Below are 17,606 nucleotides of genomic sequence, written 5' to 3'. Positions count from 1 at the left end.
AGAACTGGAACTACTGAATCGAGATGTTCTGTGCCTTGATCAGCGTGGTCCAGCGTTTGGTTTCTTCTTTCACAAAAGCGGTAAATTCTTCAGGTGTGCCACCTACAACTTCCGCGCCTTGGGATTCCACAATCTGACGGTAGTCGGGGTCTTTCAGGGCGTCGTTGACAGCCTTGTTCAGTTTTTCCAGTACATCAGCAGGCAAGCCGGCGGGGGCAATCACGCCAAACCAGTTCGATGCCACCAGATCCACGCCTTGTTCTTTGAAGGTGGGGGTGTCAGGCATGGCTTTCAGACGCTCTTCCGAGGTCACACCCAGTACGCGCAGGCGTGGGTTGTCGATTTGCATGTGGGGCAGGAACAGGCTGGCCAATTCCAGATAAAAGGAGATATTGCCGGCCAGCAAGTCGTTCGATGCAGGAGCGCCACCACGGTAAGGCACGTGTACGGCGTCAAAGCCGGAGGTGGCCTTGAACTGTTCAGTCAGCAAGTGCGAGGCACCACCAGCGCCAGTCGAGGCGTAGTCGAGTTTTTCGGGGTTCTTCTTACCGTCGGCGACCAGATCAGCCAGAGACTGGTAGGGCGAGTTGCTGTTTACACCCAGTGCCATGGCACCGCGTTCGATCAGGGCGATGGGCTGCAAATCCTGTTCAGGATCAAAAGGCAGGTTGCTGCCGTACAGCGCCTTGTTCACCGACATGGGGCCAAAGTTGCCCAGGCCGATGGTGTAGCCGTTGGGCTTGGCGCGCGCAATCATGCTGGTGCCGATATTGCCGCTGGCACCGGGCTTGTTTTCCACCACGATTGTCACGCCCAGGCTGTCGCTCATTTTTTGAGCCAGCATGCGCGAGCGGGTATCCGAGCTGCCACCTGCAGCGTAGGGCACCACAAACGTAATGGGCTGCGAAGGGTAAGCCGCGTCGGCCATGGCCGAACCGGAACCCAACAAAGTCAGTGTGAGCAGGCCACTCAGTAAAGGGGCGCGATGCTTGAATACCGTCATGTCTATCTCCTGCGTTGGGCCAATATTCGCAGTGACGTGCAGTATGGCCCTGTTTTTGATAAGTGTCAGGACGGATGGTAGTAAGAGCTAATTATGTTGTCTAATATTAAAAATAATCGTTATTGATCTTTTTCCTAACCTAATTGGCGGGCATATGCTGGACTCCAAATTAAGCGAGATGTTCTTGGTGGTGGCTGAAGAGCTGCATTTTGGTCGAGCCGCCCAGCGTTTGTTCATGACCCAGCCGCCCTTGAGTCAGGCCATACGCAGGCTGGAAGAGCAGGTAGGGGCGACCTTGTTTATCCGCACCACACGCACGGTGCAATTGACGGCGGCGGGAGCGGAGTTGCAGCGCCGCCTGCGCTTGATCGGCAACGAGCTGGAACAGACCTTGCAAGCGGTACAGCAAGTGCATAGAGGCGAGACTGGCATGTTGCGCATAGCCCTGACCCCCAGCAGTGCCTATGCGGGGGTATCCAAGCATTTGTATCGCTTTCGACAGGACTTCCCGCAGGTGGATATACAGATCTACGAGATGAACTCCAGCGATATGCCTGCGGCTCTTTACGAGCGCCGGGTGGATGTGGCCTTGATTCGGCCTTCCTTTGCCGTGCCCGATTTGAACCCGCAGCTGGTGGAGTCCGAACCCATGATGTTTGTCGTCAGGCGGGATGATCCACGTGCTCAGGAGCATAGTCAGGGGCTGACCTTGCACCAGGCTTTCTCTTACGAAATGGTGGCGTATTCGCGGCAACAGTCGCGTTACTTTCATCTCTTGCAGCAGCGCATGTTGCAGCGCTCAGGCTGCCTGCCGCGCTTTGCACAGGAAAGCATGGTGCCCACGGTGCTGGTCATGGTTGAAGCGGGCATTGCTCCAGCTATTGTTCCCGCTTCCCTGGCGCGCTTGCGCACCGATACCTTGGAGTATCTGCCTTTGCTGGATGCAGACGATATTGCGGCAGAGCTGATGAGTGCTTATGTCTCGGACAATACCAACCCGGCCTTGGTGAATTTTCTGGCGGTGCTGGAGCAGAATCGCTCAAGCTGATTGACGGGCGGCCAACCATTCCCGCATGGATTGACCCGTGCGCTGCCGAAACAGGCGGGACAGGGCAGAGGGGTTGGCATAGCCCAGATCCAGAGCAATACGTTTGGCAGACTGGCCTTGTGCCAGCCGCTGGCAGGCCAGCGACAGGCGCCATTGGGCCAGATAGTCTGCCGGTGTGTCGCCCACCCAGTGCTTGAATTGCACGGCAAAGGCGCTGCGCGACATCTTGGCTTCCTGTGCCAGTGATTGTACGGTCCAGTCCCGACCGGGATCGGCCTGAATTGCCAGCAGCGCGCGTGCGACGGGCGGGTGCGACAAGCCTCGAAACAGGCCTACGGGAATCTCGCAACGATCAGGATGGTCAAACAGCCAGCGTAGCAATTGCAGCAACACGATCTCGAACAGACGGTCTGCCAGCAGGCGATGGCCGCAGCGCACGGACTCCGTTTCTGCAAAGAGCAGGCCCAGTGCCTGTTCAAGGCCGGCCGCTTCTTCCAGCGGCACGATAATCAGATCGGGCAGGGAGCGGGCCAAGGGATGATGCTCACCCCCATCAAAATCCAGGGTGGCACAGGTGAAATCCGAGCCTTCATTGGGCAGATCGTAAAAAGCGTGCTCCAGCGGACGGGGGTAGAACAGCAGGCTGGGGCGGTCAATGGTCAGGACTTCCGGCACGGGATCGCGCGGATCGTGGCGCACGCTTAACTGGCCGCGTCGCAGAATGTGCAAGAAGGCCCGTCCGGGTTGGGCCGCAAAGCGGGTTACGCCACACAAAGAGCCGTTGTAGAACAAATGAGCCCGAACACGGAATTGTTCCAGCAGAAGGGAGAGGCGATCCAGGTTCATGAAAACATCCTCATCTGGATGAAAAGGTAAGTTGTCGGGACTAATCTTATCCAATGATCTTGATCTTGGCGAGACACTATCCCTGCAAGCTTTTTCCGGCCACCCCGGCCCACTTCACCAGGAGATCATCATGTCGCGTCTTACATTGCCTGACCTTGCCCAAGCTCCCGCCGCCAGCCAGCCTGCTTTGCAGGAAATTCAAAAAGCCTTTGGTGGCAGCGTGCCTGCCATGTTCCGTATGGTGTCCAATTCGCCCGCCGCCTTGCGCAGCATGTGGGGCTCTTTCGGTGCCTTTGCTGGTGGCAAGCTGGGTGCGAAATTGGGCGAGCAATTGGCGGTTGCCATTGCCGACCGTAATCGTTGCGAATACTGCCTGGCTGCCCATAATGTGCTGGGTGCCAATGCAGGCCTAAGTCCGGAGACACTGGCTCAGGCCCAGCGTGGTCAGTCGGATGATCCACGTACCGCCGCCGCTTTGACATTTGTGCTCAAGCTGGTGGATCAGCGTGGGCAAGTCTCGGCTGCCGATGTGCAAGCCGTGCGCGATGCCGGCTTTTCCGAAGGTGAGGTGGTGGAACTGGTCGGTGTGACTGCCTTGAACCTGTTCACCAACTACATCAACAATGCGCTGGAGGTTCCGGTGGATTTCAAGGCCGTTGAGCTGACTGCCTAAGCATCGATATGGAAGCCTGCTTGCTGATATGCAGGCGGGTTTTCTTGCGTCTGTTGTCTGTGTTTTATTTGGCTGCCAAGGGGCCGGAATTAATGGCTGTCAGCGGCTGGTTCACATCAAAAAAGCGCGCATCAATGCCGGTGATGCCAAAGCTGTTGAGCCGTTTGCTGTGCATCTCCAGATACGCCTGCGCGCTGGCTTGATCGCTGAATAGATACACGCCACCTGCTTTGGACTGTTCTTTATTCTCGGTCCAGATTTTCCAGATCAAGCCAGGTTCCAGGCAGATGGATTGCGCCAGTTCTTGCATGGCTTCGCTCATCTCTGAACCCCAAGGGCCGGGGTAGGGAAAATCAACATACAGCAGGGTGCTCATGATCGGCTCCATATCAAAATACGTGCCGAACATCATACCTTGATGTTTGAATTGTCCAGTACTGTCTCTTATTTGTCATGGGACGTTGAAAGGCGCGTGATTGGCTGGCCTCCCCCTTGAAGGGGGCGTATAGTTTTTCTTTTGCTATTTGCTGGTGGAAGCCCTCATGTCCTGGACCGCTTTGTTGTTGGTGGTGTGTGCTGCGTTCATTCATGCGGGTTGGAACTTGCTCTCTAAACGGGCGGCGATGGCAGGGGCGCATTTTGTATTCGCCTATTCCTTTTTTGCCATTCTGTTTTATTTCCCCATCACGCTGTGGGTGGTCTTTACGCAAGGCAATATGCCCTGGACCAGCGAGACCATTACCTGTTTGGTGCTTAGTGCCTTGCTGCACATGTGCTATAGCCTGAGTTTGCAAAAAGGCTATCAGGTTGCAGACCTGTCCGTGGTGTATCCCATTGCCCGTGGTACGGGCCCCATGCTCTCTTCCATTGGTGCTTTTATCCTGCTGGGCGAGCCTGTGCGTCCTTTGGGAGTGCTCGGCATCTTGCTGGTCGTGATGGGGATTTTGCTGATCGCCACGCAAGGTCGACTGCGCCGTTTTTTCAGCCCTGCAGCGCTGACGGGTGTGCGTTGGGGCATGCAGACCGGGATTCTGATTGCGGCCTATACCGTGGTCGATGCCTATGGCGTCAAGGTGCTGCTGATCTCGCCATTCCTGCTGGACTGGTTCAGCAATGTGTTGCGCCTGGGGATGCTGGCCCCTTTTATCGCCAAGCGGGGGCGGGCAGGCTTCGTCAAGTTCAAACCTTATTGGAAACTGGCGGCTGCAGTGGGTTTGTTATCGCCCATGTCCTACATCCTGGTCTTGCAGGCATTAAGCATGGGCGCACCCTTGTCCATGGTGGCGCCCGCCCGTGAAATGTCCATGATGGCCGGCACCATATTGGGTATGGTCGTCCTGCGCGAAAAGGCCAATGTCTGGAGTTTGCTCGGTTGCGCCATCATGATCAGCGGAGTCATTGCCCTGACATCCGGGCCGGCGGCCTGATCCGTCTCTTGAAATATGGTGGGTCGTCCCTATCTGTCTGCAATAGGGCGCGCTTTGGCGTGCGGCAATCAACCCATTTTTTTGCTTTTTCACCATGAGCCAGACTGACACTGCGAATACGTCCGAAACCTTGGGTTTTCAGGCTGAAGTCAAACAATTACTGCATTTGATGATTCACTCCTTGTACAGCAACAAGGAGATTTTCCTGCGTGAGCTGGTATCCAATGCGTCGGATGCCTGTGACAAACTGCGCTTTGAGGCTATCGACAATCCAGCCCTGCTGGAAGGCGATCCAGAAATGCGTATCCGCGTGGAGTTCGACAAGGACCAGCGCACGATCACCATTTCTGACAACGGCATTGGCATGTCCCGTGATGAAGCCATTGCCAACCTGGGCACCATCGCGCGCTCGGGCACCAAAGAGTTCTTCTCCCAACTGACGGGCGACAAGCAAAAAGACACCCAGCTGATTGGTCAGTTTGGCGTGGGCTTTTACTCCTCCTTTATCGTGGCCAATAAAGTGTCCGTGCTGACACGTCGTGCCGGTGGCGATCAGGAGGCCGTGCTGTGGGAGTCCGCCGGTGAAGGCGAGTTCACCATTGCCGCCGCTGAAAAAGCCGAGCGCGGAACCACCATCACCTTGCACCTGCGTGAAGGCGAGGACGATTTCCTGGACGGCTGGCGACTGCGCAACGTGCTGCGTCGCTACTCCGATCACATCTCCTTGCCCGTGCAAATGCGCAAGGAAGAGTGGGACGAAGAAAAGCAGCAACAAGTAAAGCAGGACGAGTGGGAAAGCGTGAACCAGGCCAGCGCCTTGTGGACACGCTCCAAGTCGGAAATCACCGACGAGCAGTACCAGGAGTTCTACAAGCATATCGCTCACGATTACGAGAATCCTCTGGCCTGGACACACAACCGGGTCGAAGGTCGTAGCGAATACACCCAGCTCTTGTTCGTCCCCAAGCAGGCCCCGTTTGACTTGTGGGACCGCGATGCTCGCCGTGGCGTGAAGCTGTACGTGAAACGCGTATTCATCATGGACGACGCCGAGCAGCTGCTGCCTGCCTACCTGCGCTTTGTGCGCGGTGTGATCGATTCGGCCGACCTGCCGTTGAACGTCTCGCGTGAAATCCTGCAAGAAAGCCGTGATGTCCGCGCTATCCGCGAAGGTAGTGCCAAGCGCATCCTGTCCTTGCTGGAAGATCTGGCCGAGAACCAGCCCGAGCAATATGCCGAGTTCTGGAACCAGTTCGGCCAGGTCCTGAAAGAAGGCACTGGCGAAGACATGGGCAATCAGGCCCGTATCGCTGCCTTGCTGCGCTTTGCGTCCACGAATCAGGAAGGTTCGGCGCAGGTCGTTTCCTTGAACGACTACATCGGTCGCATGAAAGAAGGTCAGGACAAGATCTACTACGTCACGGCTGACACTTTTGCCGCTGCATCTAACAGCCCGCATCTGGAAGTATTCCGCAAGAAAGGCATCGAAGTGCTGTTGATGTCCGACCGTGTGGACGAGTGGATGTTGTCTTACTTGCGCGAATTTGAAGGCAAGCAACTGGTATCCGTGGCCAAGGGTGGCCTGGACCTGGATTCGCTGGCGGACGAGGAAGAAAAGAAACATCAGGCAGAAGTGGCTGAAACCTTCAAACCTCTGGTCGAGCGCCTGCAAACCACACTGGGCGAGAAGGTCAAGGAAGTGCGCATTACTGCCCGTCTGGTCGATTCCCCTGCTTGCGTGGTGGTCGATGCCAACGAACTGAGCCCGCACCTGCTGCGTATGCTGCAAGCCGCTGGCCAGGAAGCTCCCGAGGTCAAGCCGATTCTGGAAATCAACCCGGAGCACGCCTTGATCGCCAAAGTCCAGGCCGCTGACGACGAGGCTTTTGGTGAGTGGGCACAGTTGCTGCTGGAACAAGCCATGCTGGCCGAAGGTGCCGCATTGCAAGATCCCGCCAGTTTTGTGAAGCGTGTGAACCGCTTGCTGTTGAATCTGTAAACCTGAATCTTGCTGGCTCTGCCTCTGGGTGGAGTCAGCAAGTGTTTAGCCTCATAGCCTTGATCTTCATTTGTAAGATCAAGGCTTTTTTGCGTCCATTGGCAGAGGACTAAGGGGAGAAGCGGGAAGATAGGGGACTAAACAAACGTTTGTGGCTAAGCGATTTTTTATTTTTTGTCCATCTTAATGAGAATTGATCGTAATACGATGTATGGACGCCACAATGTAAGGACAAAAACGCGGTTTTTGAACCGAATTTCAGGAAATCGTAAGATTTGGATGGACTTCATAATAAGAATGATTGATATTACCGCTTCCTTTAAAAGCGCTTATCTGGCAGCGAAACATCGCTAATAGCGAGCGATCGGACTTGATTCGATGGCACTGCCCAAAAAAGAGCGATAACTACCACATGGAGCTGGTGATGTTGTTTGTTTCCACCCTGCCGCCTCGTCGGTTCGCCGAGACGGTTTTGTCCGCAGCATTGTTTGCTGCTCTGACAACTCCTGCAATTGCTCAAACCGCCAATCCAGGCGTGACCGAGCTGCAATCCATCAAAGTTCAAGGCACGACGGATGCTAATGGCATTGATGGTTTTCAAGCGCATAAAGCGCAATCGGTGAAGTTTTCCGAGACATTGCTTAACACCCCGCGTTCCATCACCGTGATCCCGGAGGAGGTGATCAGGGACCGTGGCGCAACGTCGCTGCAAGATGTGTTGCGTACGACTCCTGGCATTACCCTGGGATCGGGCGAAGGAGGCACGCCTATGGGTGACCGTCCCTTTATCCGGGGTTACGAAGCCAGTACCGATATTTTCATCGACGGTGTGCGCGACTACTCCCGTGGCTCGCACGAGACCTTCAACCTGGAATCGGTTGAAGTCTTGAAAGGTCCCAGCTCGGCTTATACCGGCCGTGGCGGTACCGGCGGCAGCCTGAACCTGGTGACCAAGTCTCCCAAGCTGAAAGACTTCTTCCAGGTGGAAGCGGGCTATGGCACGTCTGATCAATATCGTCTGACTGCTGACGGTAACTACGCTTTCTCGGATACCGGCGCCATCCGTCTGAATCTGATGCGTATGGGCGGCGAAGTGGCAGGGCGCGATGGTGTAAAGATTGATCGTTGGGGCATTGCTCCTTCCATCGCCTTTGGTTTGGGTACGCCAACGCGTGTGACCTTGTCTTACTCGCGTCTTGAGAACAAAGACATGCCGGACTTGGGCTTTCCTTTCAAGAATGCTGCCAATCCGGATCGCGTCACCCCACTGGAAGCGGACCGCGATAACTTTTACGGTCGCCGCAATGTGGACTTTCGCAAGTACATTGCCGATACCGCTTCGGCCAGCGTCGAACATGATCTGAATGATCGTTTCACGGTGCGTAACGTCACGCGTTACAGCAAGACTCTGAATCACTATCTGATGACGCGTCCGTCTTTTGATAACTGCGCCGCAGGTGCAGGCGGGGCTTGCGCGACGGAAGGTGCTGGCTTGCAGTTCCGTCGTGACGACCGTACGAACTACCGTGTTGCTGAGTCTCTGTTGAACCAGACAGATGTTTACGGCAGCTTTAATACTGGTTCGATCACGCATGACATCGTTGCAGGTGTGGAAATCAGTAAGGAGGAGATCCACAACAAAGCGATGACGGGTGGCCCAGGCCGTGATACTGACTCGTTCTACGACCCGAACCCTAATCGACAGTACAACTATTCGCTGCAGTACGGTCCCAAGACCAAAACCGGCGATATCAAGACCCGTTCGGCCTACATCTTTGACACTGTGACCTTGAATGATCAGTGGATGATCAATGGTGGTCTACGCTTTGATCGCTTTGAAGCCGACAACACCAAAGAGTCTCGCAAAGACGATATGTGGAACTACCAGTTGGGCGTGGTCTACAAACCCGCACAAAATGGTTCCATTTATCTGAGCTACGGTACATCTTCAAATCCTACGGGTGAAAACCTGGGTCAGGCCGGTGGTGCAGATGGCCCGGCAGGCGGAGCAGCAATTCGTGACTTGAAGCCAGAGCGCAGCTACAGCTGGGAACTGGGGACCAAGTGGGATGTGGCTGACGAGAAGTTGTCTTTGACAGCGGCCATTTTCCAGACCGACAAGAAAGATGCTCGCTCTACTGATCCGTTGACCGGTGACGTGTCCTTGAGTGGCAGCAATCGTGTGCGTGGTCTGGAGTTGGGCGCGGCTGGTGCGATTACTCCGAACTGGAATCTGTGGGCTGGTTACACCTATCTGGACCCCAAGATCAAGAAATATCGCAGCGGCAATAACGTCTTTGACGGCAACCAGATGAAGTTCATCTCCAAGCAGAGCTTCAATATCTGGACAACCTACAAAATCATGCCCGAGTTGACCTTGGGCGCAGGTGCCACATTTGTAGGCAAGCGCTTTGTGGATGACGCCAACCAATTGAAACTGCCTTCTTACTGGCGTTACGATGCGATGGCGCGCTACGACCTGAACAAGAACGTGTCCTTCCAGTTCAACGTCAACAACATCAGCAATGTGCGCATGTATGATGCCTCTCACGTTGGTATTTTTGCCAACGTCGGTCCAGGCCGGTCCTACATGTTTAATGCCTCTTACCGCTTCGAGTAAGTTGCACCTTGTAGTGTAAAGTCAGATGGGCCGCCCTCTTGAGGCGGCCTGTCTGCTTCTCGTACGACTTTGTGCTTTTTTTGTTCTTGCAGGTATCCCATGCTGATTACTATCCCGGACGTTCTTAACGCTGAGCAATTGCGAGACTGTCGCCAGGCCCTGGAGCAGGCGCAGTGGGAGGATGGGCGTGCGACGGCGGGTTATCTGGCCCAGCACAGCAAACGGAACCTGCAACTGCCTCTGGATGCAGCCGTGTCTCGCCAGATGGGCGAGTTTCTGATGCACGTACTGGGTCAGCACAGCGGCTTTATTGCCGCTGCCTTGCCTTTGCGTATGCTGCCGCCACGCTTTAACCGTTACGAGGGTGGCGGGGAGTACGGCACGCACATTGATAACGCGATTTTTACGGTTCCTGGCACGGCTCAGCGCTTGCGTACGGATGTGTCCACGACCTTGTTCTTTAGCGATCCGGATGAGTACGAGGGTGGGGAACTGGTTATTGAAGATGTGTACGGCACGCAGTCCATCAAGTTGCCTGCAGGACATATGGTGGTGTATCCCGGAACGAGTCTGCATCGCGTCCAGCCTGTCACTAAAGGAACGCGCTATGCCTCGTTTTTCTGGACGCAAAGCATGGTGCGCCATGCGCATCAACGCAAGTTGCTATGGGAGCTGGATCAGAGCATTCAACAACTGGCCAAGCAGAATGCGGATGCCCAGGAGCTGTCACGCCTGACGGGGATTTATCATAATTTGCTGCGTGAATGGAGCGATGTCTGATCGCCTGGAGCTTGATTGACCATGTCCCAAGAACGACTGCCCCCGCTCAGTAGCATCCCGGCTCAGATTGCCTGCCTGAGGGATTACGAATCGTATGCCCGTCAGCGTATGCGTGCGCAGGATTGGGCGTACTTCAGTGCAGGGGCGGCGGATGAGCTGACGCTGCAAGACAACCTGGCCAGCTTCGGGCGCTGGGGCTTATGGCCTGCTGCTTTAAGCACGTTTGATCAGCCTTCCACCCGTTTGACGCTGCAAGGGCAGTCCATGGACTACCCGATTCTTCTGGCTCCCGTGGCTTATCAGCGATTGGCTCACCCTGACGGTGAATTGGCCAGTGTGTTGGGCGCGGGGGCGATGGGGGCGACCAGCGTCATCAGCATGCAGTCCAGTCATTCCTTTGAAGAGATTGCCGCACAGGCGCATGCCCCCTTATGGGTGCAGTGGTATTGGCAAAGGGATCGCGCATTTACTCTGGATTTGCTGGGGCGGCTTGAAGCGGCAGGGTATACCGCGCTGATGCTGACAGTGGATGCTGCGGTCAATGGTGTGCGTAATCAGGAACAGCGTGCGGGCTTTGCCTTGCCCACAGGTGTGGATGCCGTGAATTTGCGGGGTGCCCCCACGCAGCAGGCGGTTTTAGGCGCAGCAGGCACCAGTCCTTTGTTTGGCAGTGGTTTGCTAGATACGGCCCCGACTTGGGATGATCTGGCCTGGCTGGTGCAGAACTGTCCTTTGCCTCTTTGGGTGAAGGGAATCATGCGACCCTGTGATGCTCAGCGAGCCCTGGAGATGGGGGTTGCCGGGATTGTTGTGTCCAATCACGGTGGGCGAACCTTGGATGGTGCCCCCGCTTCTGTGGATGTCTTGGCTCAGGTTTGTCAGGTCGTGCAGGGCAGGGTGCCGGTCCTGATGGATGGCGGTATTCGTCGCGGAACAGATGTGCTCAAGGCATTGGCGCTGGGAGCAACAGCCGTGATGATTGGCCGTCCCTATATTTATGGTCTGGCCGCTGCAGGAGCAGCCGGTGTTGCTCATATCCTGCATATTTTGCGGGCGGAGCTGGAAGTGGCGATGGCGCTGACCGGCTGCAATACCTTGGCCGATATTGGCCCTGAACTACTTTATCGGTCTTGATCTGGCACTTGTCTTTGCTTTGGTCCCAACTCTTGTTCCGGCAATGTTTCTTTGGGCCAGCCATGTTCCCGCTTCACCCGTTCCCAATCAAAGAAAGGGCCCGGATCTGTCTTGCGCCCCGGAGCGATGTGCTCATGGCCACGTACGGCGCGCAAGTTATGGCGCATACGTAAGGCGCGGCTCAGGCGGGACAGCTCCCGGTACTGCGCTTCTGTAAATGGCTCGAAATCGCTGCCTTCCAGTTCAATGCCAATAGAGAAATCATTGCAGCGCTCGCGGTCTTCAAAGCGCGACACACCCGCATGCCAGGCGCGGCGGGTAGTAGGAACAAACTGGATGATGTGGCCAGTGCGCTGGATCAGAAAGTGAGCCGAAACTTTCAGGTCCCGGATGTTCTCGAACCAGGGGTGGGCGCTGATATCCAGCTTGTTCTGAAAAAAATCCCGAATGTAGGGCCCGCCGAACTCTTGCGGTGGCAGGCTGATATTGTGCAGCACCAGCAAGGTCGGAGTGTCGCCCTCGGGGCGGTCATCCTGATTGGGTGACAGGGCGCGCAGGACATTGGCATGAGGTTTCAGCCAGCCCTGTCGGTCCAGGTCGTAGGCGTGGTGCATGCGAGCCATGGCGTTAGCTGCGTGGGCCGCGCTTGGCGTGTTCCAGGCTGCACCAGGTGTGATGATTGCTCATCAAGGCTTCGGAGCGTGGCAGATAAATCCCACAGTGTGCGCAACGGACCATTTCTTCAGCAGCACCTTGCTTGCGCGGGGGACGCATGGTGGGGTTGGGTGGATTGCGCTTGCGGGCCTTGTTTTGCGACACGATGCGGGCAATGATCATGGCCGCCAGGATGGCGACAACCCAAAATAAGACTTTACCCAATTTTCCCTCGTTGCAAGATGACGTCTAGTACAAAGTGGCTGCCTGTATAGGCCAGCAGCAGGAAGGCAAAACCGGCCAAGGTCCAGCGCAAGGCAACGCGACCACGCCATCCATACTGTTTCCGACCCCATAATAAGCCACCAAATGTAACCCAGGATAGCAAGGTAAAGACAGTTTTGTGGTCGGCGGGCAAAAATTTACCGTCTATCGCCATGGAGACGGCGGCACCGCTCAGAATCGTGAAGGTCAGAATGACGAAAGAGACACGGATCAGGCGAAACAGCAGCTCCTCTTGCACCAGCAGGGGCGGCATGGTGTCCAGAACCCGGCTGAACAAACCGCGTTGCTCCTGATGAAGAATAGGGCGGTGCAACTGACGGTCCAGAGCCGTCATCAAAACGGCGTGCAAAGCCGCCACGGTGCTAAGCCCATAGGCGACCAGCGCAATCATCAAGTGAATCCGTAGCCATTCATTGCCGACATGGTTGACGATATGGCCTTCGGGAAAGGCCATGGCCAGCAGGCTGACGATTGTGGCTGCAGGCAGTAGAATGAGCAGCAGGCTGTCCAGACGCAGATACAGGCTTTGGAACCAGAACACCACCATGCCCAGCCAGATTGCCGCTGACAAGGCCAGTGCCCAGCTCAGATGCAGCCCCTGGGGCAGCACAATAGTCAGCAGCAGGCCCGCTCCGTGCACAATGATGGCGCAGAGCAAGGCCACCCGGCTGGGGGCGTTCAGTACGGTTCGGGTGCTGCCGCGAGTCAACGGACGCCAGAGCGAGATCGACAGCACGATGTACGCCAGTGCGGCGAGCAAGTGAAATACAATACTTGCAGACATAAGTCCCGGATTTCCTGAAAAACGGTACGGGGCGTACCTCAAGTGGCCATTTTATTCTTATTCGTAGACCACACGATAACCTAGTTTAAGCGAACCCAGTCCTATGTTTGAAAATCTGACCCAGCGTATGTCGCGTGTGGTGAAAACCATGCGCGGACAGGCTCGTCTGACCGAATCCAATACTCAGGATATGTTGAGGGAAGTGCGCCTGGCTTTGCTGGAAGCGGACGTGGCCTTGCCCGTCGTGCGCGAGTTTGTCGCACGGGTCAAAGAAAAGGCGCTTGGTGTTGAAGTTGCCGACAGCTTGAATCCTGGCCAGGCACTGGTGGGTGTTGTTCACCAGGAGCTGACCAATCTGATGGGCGCAGACCTGGGTGACAACGCCAGCGAGCTGTCCCTGGCGGCTCAGCCACCCGCGATTATTCTGATGGCCGGTCTGCAAGGTGCGGGTAAAACCACCACCACCGGTAAGCTCGCCAAATGGCTGAGCGAAGGCGGCCACGTTCAGCATGGCCGCAAGACAGGCAAGAAGAAAGTTCTGGTGGTCAGTGCCGACGTGTATCGACCAGCCGCTATCGAGCAGCTGAAAACCGTTGCCGCCCAGGTGGGCGTCGAGTTCCTGCCCTCCGATCCCAGCCAGAAACCGGCCGACATTGCCCGCAATGCCCTGGATCACGCCAAGCGTCATCACTTTGATGTGCTGATTGTCGACACGGCCGGTCGCCTGGGTATTGACGAAGAAATGATGCGCGAAATTCGCGCTCTGTACGATCTGCTGAACCCGATTGAAACCTTGTTCGTGGTCGATGCCATGCAGGGGCAGGACGCGGTCAACGTGGCCAAGGCCTTTGCTGATGCCTTGCCGCTGACGGGTGTGGTGCTGACCAAGCTGGATGGTGATGCACGTGGTGGTGCGGCCTTGTCCGTACGTCATGTCACCGGCAAGCCGCTGAAGTTCGTGGGTGTTTCCGAAAAGCTGGATGGTCTGGAGCCATTCCACCCCGAGCGTATGGCTCAGCGCGTGCTGGGCATGGGCGATATTGTTTCGCTGGTTGAGCAGGCCCAGCGCAATATCGACATCGCCGAAGCGCAGAAGATTACCGACAAGATCAAATCGGGCGACAAGTTCGACCTGAACGACTTCCGTGACCAGCTGCAGCAAGTCAAGAAGCTGGGTGATATGGGCTCCTTGCTGGAAAAACTGCCTGCCCAGTTCTCGCAAGCCGCGTCCCAGTTGCAAGGTGGTCAGGCTGAACAGCAATTGCGTCGTACGGAAGGGATCTTGAACTCCATGACCCCGGCCGAGCGTGCCAAGCCCGAACTGCTCAAAGCCTCGCGCAAGCGTCGTATCGCTGCCGGTTCTGGCGTGCCAGTGCAAGAGGTCAACCGCTTGCTCAATCAGTTCGAGCAAATGCAAGGCATGATGAAGCAGATGAAAAAAGGCGGCATGGCCAAGATGATGCGCGGCCTGGGCGGTATGGGTGCCTTGAAAGGTCTGGCTGGCAAGGGCTTCAAGGGCTTTCGCTAAGAAGCGCTTGGAGCTTGCCGCAAAGGCGTGAATCGCTCTGGCAGGACCACCAACAAAAAAAGCCCGCATACGCGGGCTTTTTTTCGTCCTGAGCTGTTGTTGTTACAGCGCAGGAATACGCAGTACCTGACCGGGATAGATCTTGTCAGGATGGCTGAGCATAGGCTTGTTGGCTTCAAAAATAACCGTGTATTTTGCGCCGTTTGCCTTGCCGTAGTTGGTTTCAGCAATTTTCCACAGGGTGTCGCCTTTTTGTACGGTGTACATGGTGGCTTCTGCGGAAGGCTGAGCAACGCTGAGCTGGTTGTCGACTTGAGAGACACCCAGGGTGTTACCCAGAGCCAGCACAATTTTTTCGGCTTGTTCGGTGGAGGCGGCTTGGCCGCTAACCGTGACTTTGTCGCCATCAACCGTCAGATTCAGACCGTCGGCGGAAAGTTGGTGTTTGGCCAGTTCTTTCTGGAGTTCGTCAGCTGTTGCTGCTTTGGCTTCGTTGGCACCAAAGAGTTTTTCGCCGACATCTTTAAGAAAACTGAATACGCCCATCGCTTTGCTCCTGAAGTTAGGGTTCTACGGCTGCCTGCTTGATGGCAGGCGAGACGGCCCATTATGACCTCATTTTTATCCCCGAAGCCGTAGCTGAATGTCAGCAATTGTGCATTTTAAAGGGCGAGTATCAGCCGCCACCGACGGCAACCACGATTTCAATGGTGTCGCCTTCTTTGATCGGGGTGCTGGCGTGCTGGCTTTTGGGCACGATATCGCCGTTCAGTTCCACGGCAATACGCTTGTTCTCGTAGCCCAGCTCGATAATCAGCGTGCCAACCGTGTCGGAGTTTGCCAGAGTCTTGCTCTGGCCGTTCAGGGTAATGTTCATTCTTGTCTCTGGATATGGTCCGGCCAGGGCCGGACGAGTGATTCAGATGGCAAATTTCTGGGTGGCGGCCAGCAGCCGGGCCAAAATGCCGGGTTCGTCGTAGGCGTGGCCTGCGTCCGCAACCATATGAAATTCTGCTTGGGGCCAGGCGCGATGCAGTTGCCAGGCTGTATGCGCCGGAGTGCACACATCATAGCGTCCCTGCACGATGACACCGGGAATGCCATGCAAGCGGTGGGCGTTTTTCAGCAACTGATCCGGCTCCAGAAAACCCCGGTTCATGAAATAGTGGTTTTCAATACGCGCAAAGGCCAAAGCGGCTTTATCACTGGACTTGGCATCCAGGTGATTCTGGCTGGGCAAGAGCGTGATGGTATTGCTTTCCCATTGCGACCAGGCGTGTGCGGCCCGTAACTGCACAGCGGGGTCATCGCCTGTCAGACGCTTGTGATAGGCGGTAATCAGATCCCCGTGCTCTTCCTTGGGAATGGGGGCCAGATACTGTTCCCAGATATCGGGAAACAGGCGCGAGGCACCTTCCTGATAAAACCAGTGCAGCTCTTCAGGACGGGCCATGAAGATACCGCGCACGATCAGTTCGCTGACGTGCTCGGGATGAGTCTGGGCATAGGCCAGCGCCAGAGTCGAGCCCCAGGAGCCGCCAAATACCAGCATCTTGTCGGCTTTGAGCTTTTCCTTGCGCAGCCGCTCCATGTCCTGAACCAGATGCCACGTGGTGTTGTTCTCCAGACTGGCATGAGGGTAGGAACGCCCGCAGCCGCGCTGATCAAACAGCAGCACATTGTATTTTTGCGGGTCGAACAGGCGACGGTGATCGGTAGAACATCCTGATCCCGGCCCACCGTGCAAGAAAATGGCCGGTTTACCTGCCGGGTTGCCGCAGCATTCCCAGTAGATATGGTGCCCATCATCGGTGTGCAAGGTGCCTTGGGCGTAAGGCTCTATAGGCGGGAACAGGGTAGCGCTCATTGTTCTTTCTTGGGCCAGTTCAGTTCAGGGGTAGGGGTGTCATTGCGGGTGAAGATCAGATCCCACACGCCATGACCCAGACGCAGCCCACGGTTCTCGAACTTGGTCAGTGGACGGAAGTCGGGGCGGGGTGCGTAGCCTTCGTGCGTGTTGCTGAGCATGGGCTCGGCGGACAGCACTTCCAGCATTTGTTCGGCGTAGTTTTCCCAGTCGGTGGCGCAATGGATGTAGCCACCGGGTTTCAGACGGCTGGTCAGCAACTGAATAAAGGGCGATTGCACCAGACGACGCTTGTGATGGCGCTTCTTGGGCCAGGGGTCGGGGAAGTAGATATGAATACCGGCCAGCGAGCCGGGAGCGATCATGTCGCGCACCACTTCCACCGCGTCATGCTGGATGATGCGGATATTGCTGATCTGGTTGTCATCAATGCGCTTGAGCAAGGCACCGACACCGGCATTAAAGACTTCCACGCCCAGGAAATTGTCGTCGGGACGAGCCTGGGCAATTTTCTGGGTGGTTTCACCCATGCCAAACCCGATTTCCAGAATCAGGGGATTGTCATTGCCAAACACCGTTTCCGGTTTCAGGATGTTGTCGCGGTAGCTGATCGACCACAGGGGCAAGAGGCGCGCCAGGGCTTGCTCCTGGCTGGGCGTAATGTGCGCGCGCCGATGAACAAAGCTACGGATATGGGTCTCGCCGGAATTGCTGTTCGCGACATTGGGCGACAGCAGGGATTGTTTTTCGTTGCTGGAGGTCATGGTTGTGGCGCGGGCATCAGGAATGGCTCGCGTATCAGCTAAAAGCGGGAAAACTCTATTGTAGTGAGTCTTGCCGCCGAATTCATGTGGTGGCACGCGAAAAAGATAGGGCCGGGGCGACGCATGAAGAAAAGATCGCGCTATAATTTTCGCTTCCCCATTCGCGGGATCGTCTGCTTTTGAGGCAGACCTCT

The 17,606-nt window shown here is 56.1% G+C and carries 18 protein-coding genes; 8 read left to right on the top strand and 10 right to left on the bottom strand.

What is annotated here, in order from left to right; translation table 11 throughout:
• Positions 1 to 10 precede the first annotated feature (10 nt).
• On the bottom strand, positions 11 to 1,003 hold the full coding sequence (locus OSH04_RS07510; protein ID WP_035271329.1) for a Bug family tripartite tricarboxylate transporter substrate binding protein: 993 nt from the start codon (positions 1,001 to 1,003) through the stop codon (positions 11 to 13).
• Between the two features lie 154 nt (positions 1,004 to 1,157).
• Here OSH04_RS07510 and OSH04_RS07505 point away from each other — a divergent pair, with 154 nt between their 5' ends.
• A complete protein-coding gene (locus tag OSH04_RS07505) occupies positions 1,158 to 2,051 on the top strand; it encodes a LysR substrate-binding domain-containing protein (protein ID WP_026484978.1) in 894 nt (297 codons plus the stop codon).
• On the opposite strand, the gene OSH04_RS07500 is transcribed toward OSH04_RS07505, so the two are convergent.
• A complete protein-coding gene (locus tag OSH04_RS07500; RefSeq protein WP_083054203.1) occupies positions 2,043 to 2,897 on the bottom strand; it encodes an AraC family transcriptional regulator in 855 nt (284 codons plus the stop codon). The two genes, OSH04_RS07505 and OSH04_RS07500, sit on opposite strands and share 9 nt — an antisense overlap.
• 130 nt (positions 2,898 to 3,027) lie before the next feature.
• Between OSH04_RS07500 and OSH04_RS07495 the strand changes: the two genes are divergently transcribed.
• A complete protein-coding gene (locus tag OSH04_RS07495; RefSeq protein WP_060186240.1) occupies positions 3,028 to 3,570 on the top strand; it encodes a carboxymuconolactone decarboxylase family protein in 543 nt (180 codons plus the stop codon).
• A 64-nt stretch (positions 3,571 to 3,634) separates the two neighbouring features.
• Here OSH04_RS07495 and OSH04_RS07490 read toward each other — a convergent pair whose 3' ends face one another.
• Positions 3,635 to 3,946 carry a monooxygenase gene (locus OSH04_RS07490; protein ID WP_083054201.1) on the bottom strand — a complete coding sequence of 104 codons (312 nt, stop codon included), beginning with the start codon at positions 3,944 to 3,946 and terminating at the stop codon, positions 3,635 to 3,637.
• A gap of 166 nt (positions 3,947 to 4,112) precedes the next feature.
• Here OSH04_RS07490 and OSH04_RS07485 point away from each other — a divergent pair, with 166 nt between their 5' ends.
• The 5 genes from OSH04_RS07485 to OSH04_RS07465 all read left to right on the top strand — a co-directional run bounded on the left by OSH04_RS07485 (position 4,113) and on the right by OSH04_RS07465 (position 11,530).
• Complete coding sequence (locus OSH04_RS07485; protein WP_060186242.1) at positions 4,113 to 4,997, top strand: EamA family transporter; 885 nt, start codon at positions 4,113 to 4,115, stop codon at positions 4,995 to 4,997.
• Between the two features lie 94 nt (positions 4,998 to 5,091).
• Positions 5,092 to 6,996, top strand: coding sequence for a molecular chaperone HtpG (gene htpG, locus OSH04_RS07480; RefSeq protein WP_060186243.1), 1,905 nt, complete (start codon positions 5,092 to 5,094; stop codon positions 6,994 to 6,996).
• Positions 6,997 to 7,420: 424 nt separating this feature from the next.
• Entirely contained in the window at positions 7,421 to 9,616 is a 2,196-nt protein-coding gene (locus OSH04_RS07475) for a TonB-dependent receptor (protein WP_266108191.1), read from the top strand.
• Positions 9,617 to 9,715: 99 nt separating this feature from the next.
• Positions 9,716 to 10,396 carry a Fe2+-dependent dioxygenase gene (locus tag OSH04_RS07470; protein ID WP_021447015.1) on the top strand — a complete coding sequence of 227 codons (681 nt, stop codon included), beginning with the start codon at positions 9,716 to 9,718 and terminating at the stop codon, positions 10,394 to 10,396.
• A gap of 21 nt (positions 10,397 to 10,417) precedes the next feature.
• Positions 10,418 to 11,530, top strand: coding sequence for an alpha-hydroxy acid oxidase (locus OSH04_RS07465; RefSeq protein WP_266108190.1), 1,113 nt, complete (start codon positions 10,418 to 10,420; stop codon positions 11,528 to 11,530).
• Here the strand turns inward: OSH04_RS07465 and ampD are convergent.
• Genes ampD through OSH04_RS07450 form a run of 3 tightly spaced genes read right to left on the bottom strand, consistent with a single transcriptional unit; the run spans position 11,518 to position 13,253 of the window.
• On the bottom strand, positions 11,518 to 12,153 hold the full coding sequence (gene ampD, locus OSH04_RS07460) for a 1,6-anhydro-N-acetylmuramyl-L-alanine amidase AmpD (protein WP_250756689.1): 636 nt from the start codon (positions 12,151 to 12,153) through the stop codon (positions 11,518 to 11,520). The genes OSH04_RS07465 and ampD overlap by 13 nt on opposite strands.
• A 4-nt stretch (positions 12,154 to 12,157) precedes the next feature.
• A complete protein-coding gene (locus OSH04_RS07455; protein ID WP_009463238.1) occupies positions 12,158 to 12,409 on the bottom strand; it encodes a PP0621 family protein in 252 nt (83 codons plus the stop codon).
• Positions 12,402 to 13,253, bottom strand: coding sequence for a cytochrome C assembly family protein (locus tag OSH04_RS07450; protein ID WP_009463240.1), 852 nt, complete (start codon positions 13,251 to 13,253; stop codon positions 12,402 to 12,404). Before OSH04_RS07450 ends, OSH04_RS07455 begins: the two co-directional genes overlap by 8 nt.
• Before the next feature lie 103 nt (positions 13,254 to 13,356).
• Between OSH04_RS07450 and ffh the strand changes: the two genes are divergently transcribed.
• A complete protein-coding gene (gene ffh / locus OSH04_RS07445) occupies positions 13,357 to 14,781 on the top strand; it encodes a signal recognition particle protein (RefSeq protein ID WP_009463242.1) in 1,425 nt (474 codons plus the stop codon).
• Positions 14,782 to 14,883: 102 nt separating this feature from the next.
• On the opposite strand, the gene lysM is transcribed toward ffh, so the two are convergent.
• From lysM to trmB, 4 genes are all read right to left on the bottom strand, one after another.
• Positions 14,884 to 15,327, bottom strand: coding sequence for a peptidoglycan-binding protein LysM (gene lysM, locus OSH04_RS07440; protein WP_026484988.1), 444 nt, complete (start codon positions 15,325 to 15,327; stop codon positions 14,884 to 14,886).
• 130 nt (positions 15,328 to 15,457) lie between these two features.
• Positions 15,458 to 15,658, bottom strand: a complete 201-nt coding sequence (gene thiS, locus OSH04_RS07435) for a sulfur carrier protein ThiS (RefSeq protein ID WP_060186249.1) — start codon at positions 15,656 to 15,658, stop codon at positions 15,458 to 15,460.
• Between the two features lie 42 nt (positions 15,659 to 15,700).
• On the bottom strand, positions 15,701 to 16,648 hold the full coding sequence (gene pip, locus OSH04_RS07430; protein ID WP_009463248.1) for a prolyl aminopeptidase: 948 nt from the start codon (positions 16,646 to 16,648) through the stop codon (positions 15,701 to 15,703).
• The gene (trmB, locus tag OSH04_RS07425; RefSeq protein ID WP_009463250.1) at positions 16,645 to 17,412 is read right to left on the bottom strand and encodes a tRNA (guanosine(46)-N7)-methyltransferase TrmB; all 768 of its coding nucleotides are present in this window, start codon (positions 17,410 to 17,412) and stop codon (positions 16,645 to 16,647) included. Before trmB ends, pip begins: the two co-directional genes overlap by 4 nt.
• Positions 17,413 to 17,606 lie beyond the last annotated feature (194 nt).

The sequence above is a fragment of the Alcaligenes nematophilus genome, from assembly GCF_026344155.1.
Lineage (GTDB): Bacteria > Pseudomonadota > Gammaproteobacteria > Burkholderiales > Burkholderiaceae_B > Alcaligenes > Alcaligenes phenolicus.
The sequence above is the reverse complement of the archived record's forward strand: the minus strand, read 5'-3'. Positions and strand labels throughout refer to the sequence as shown.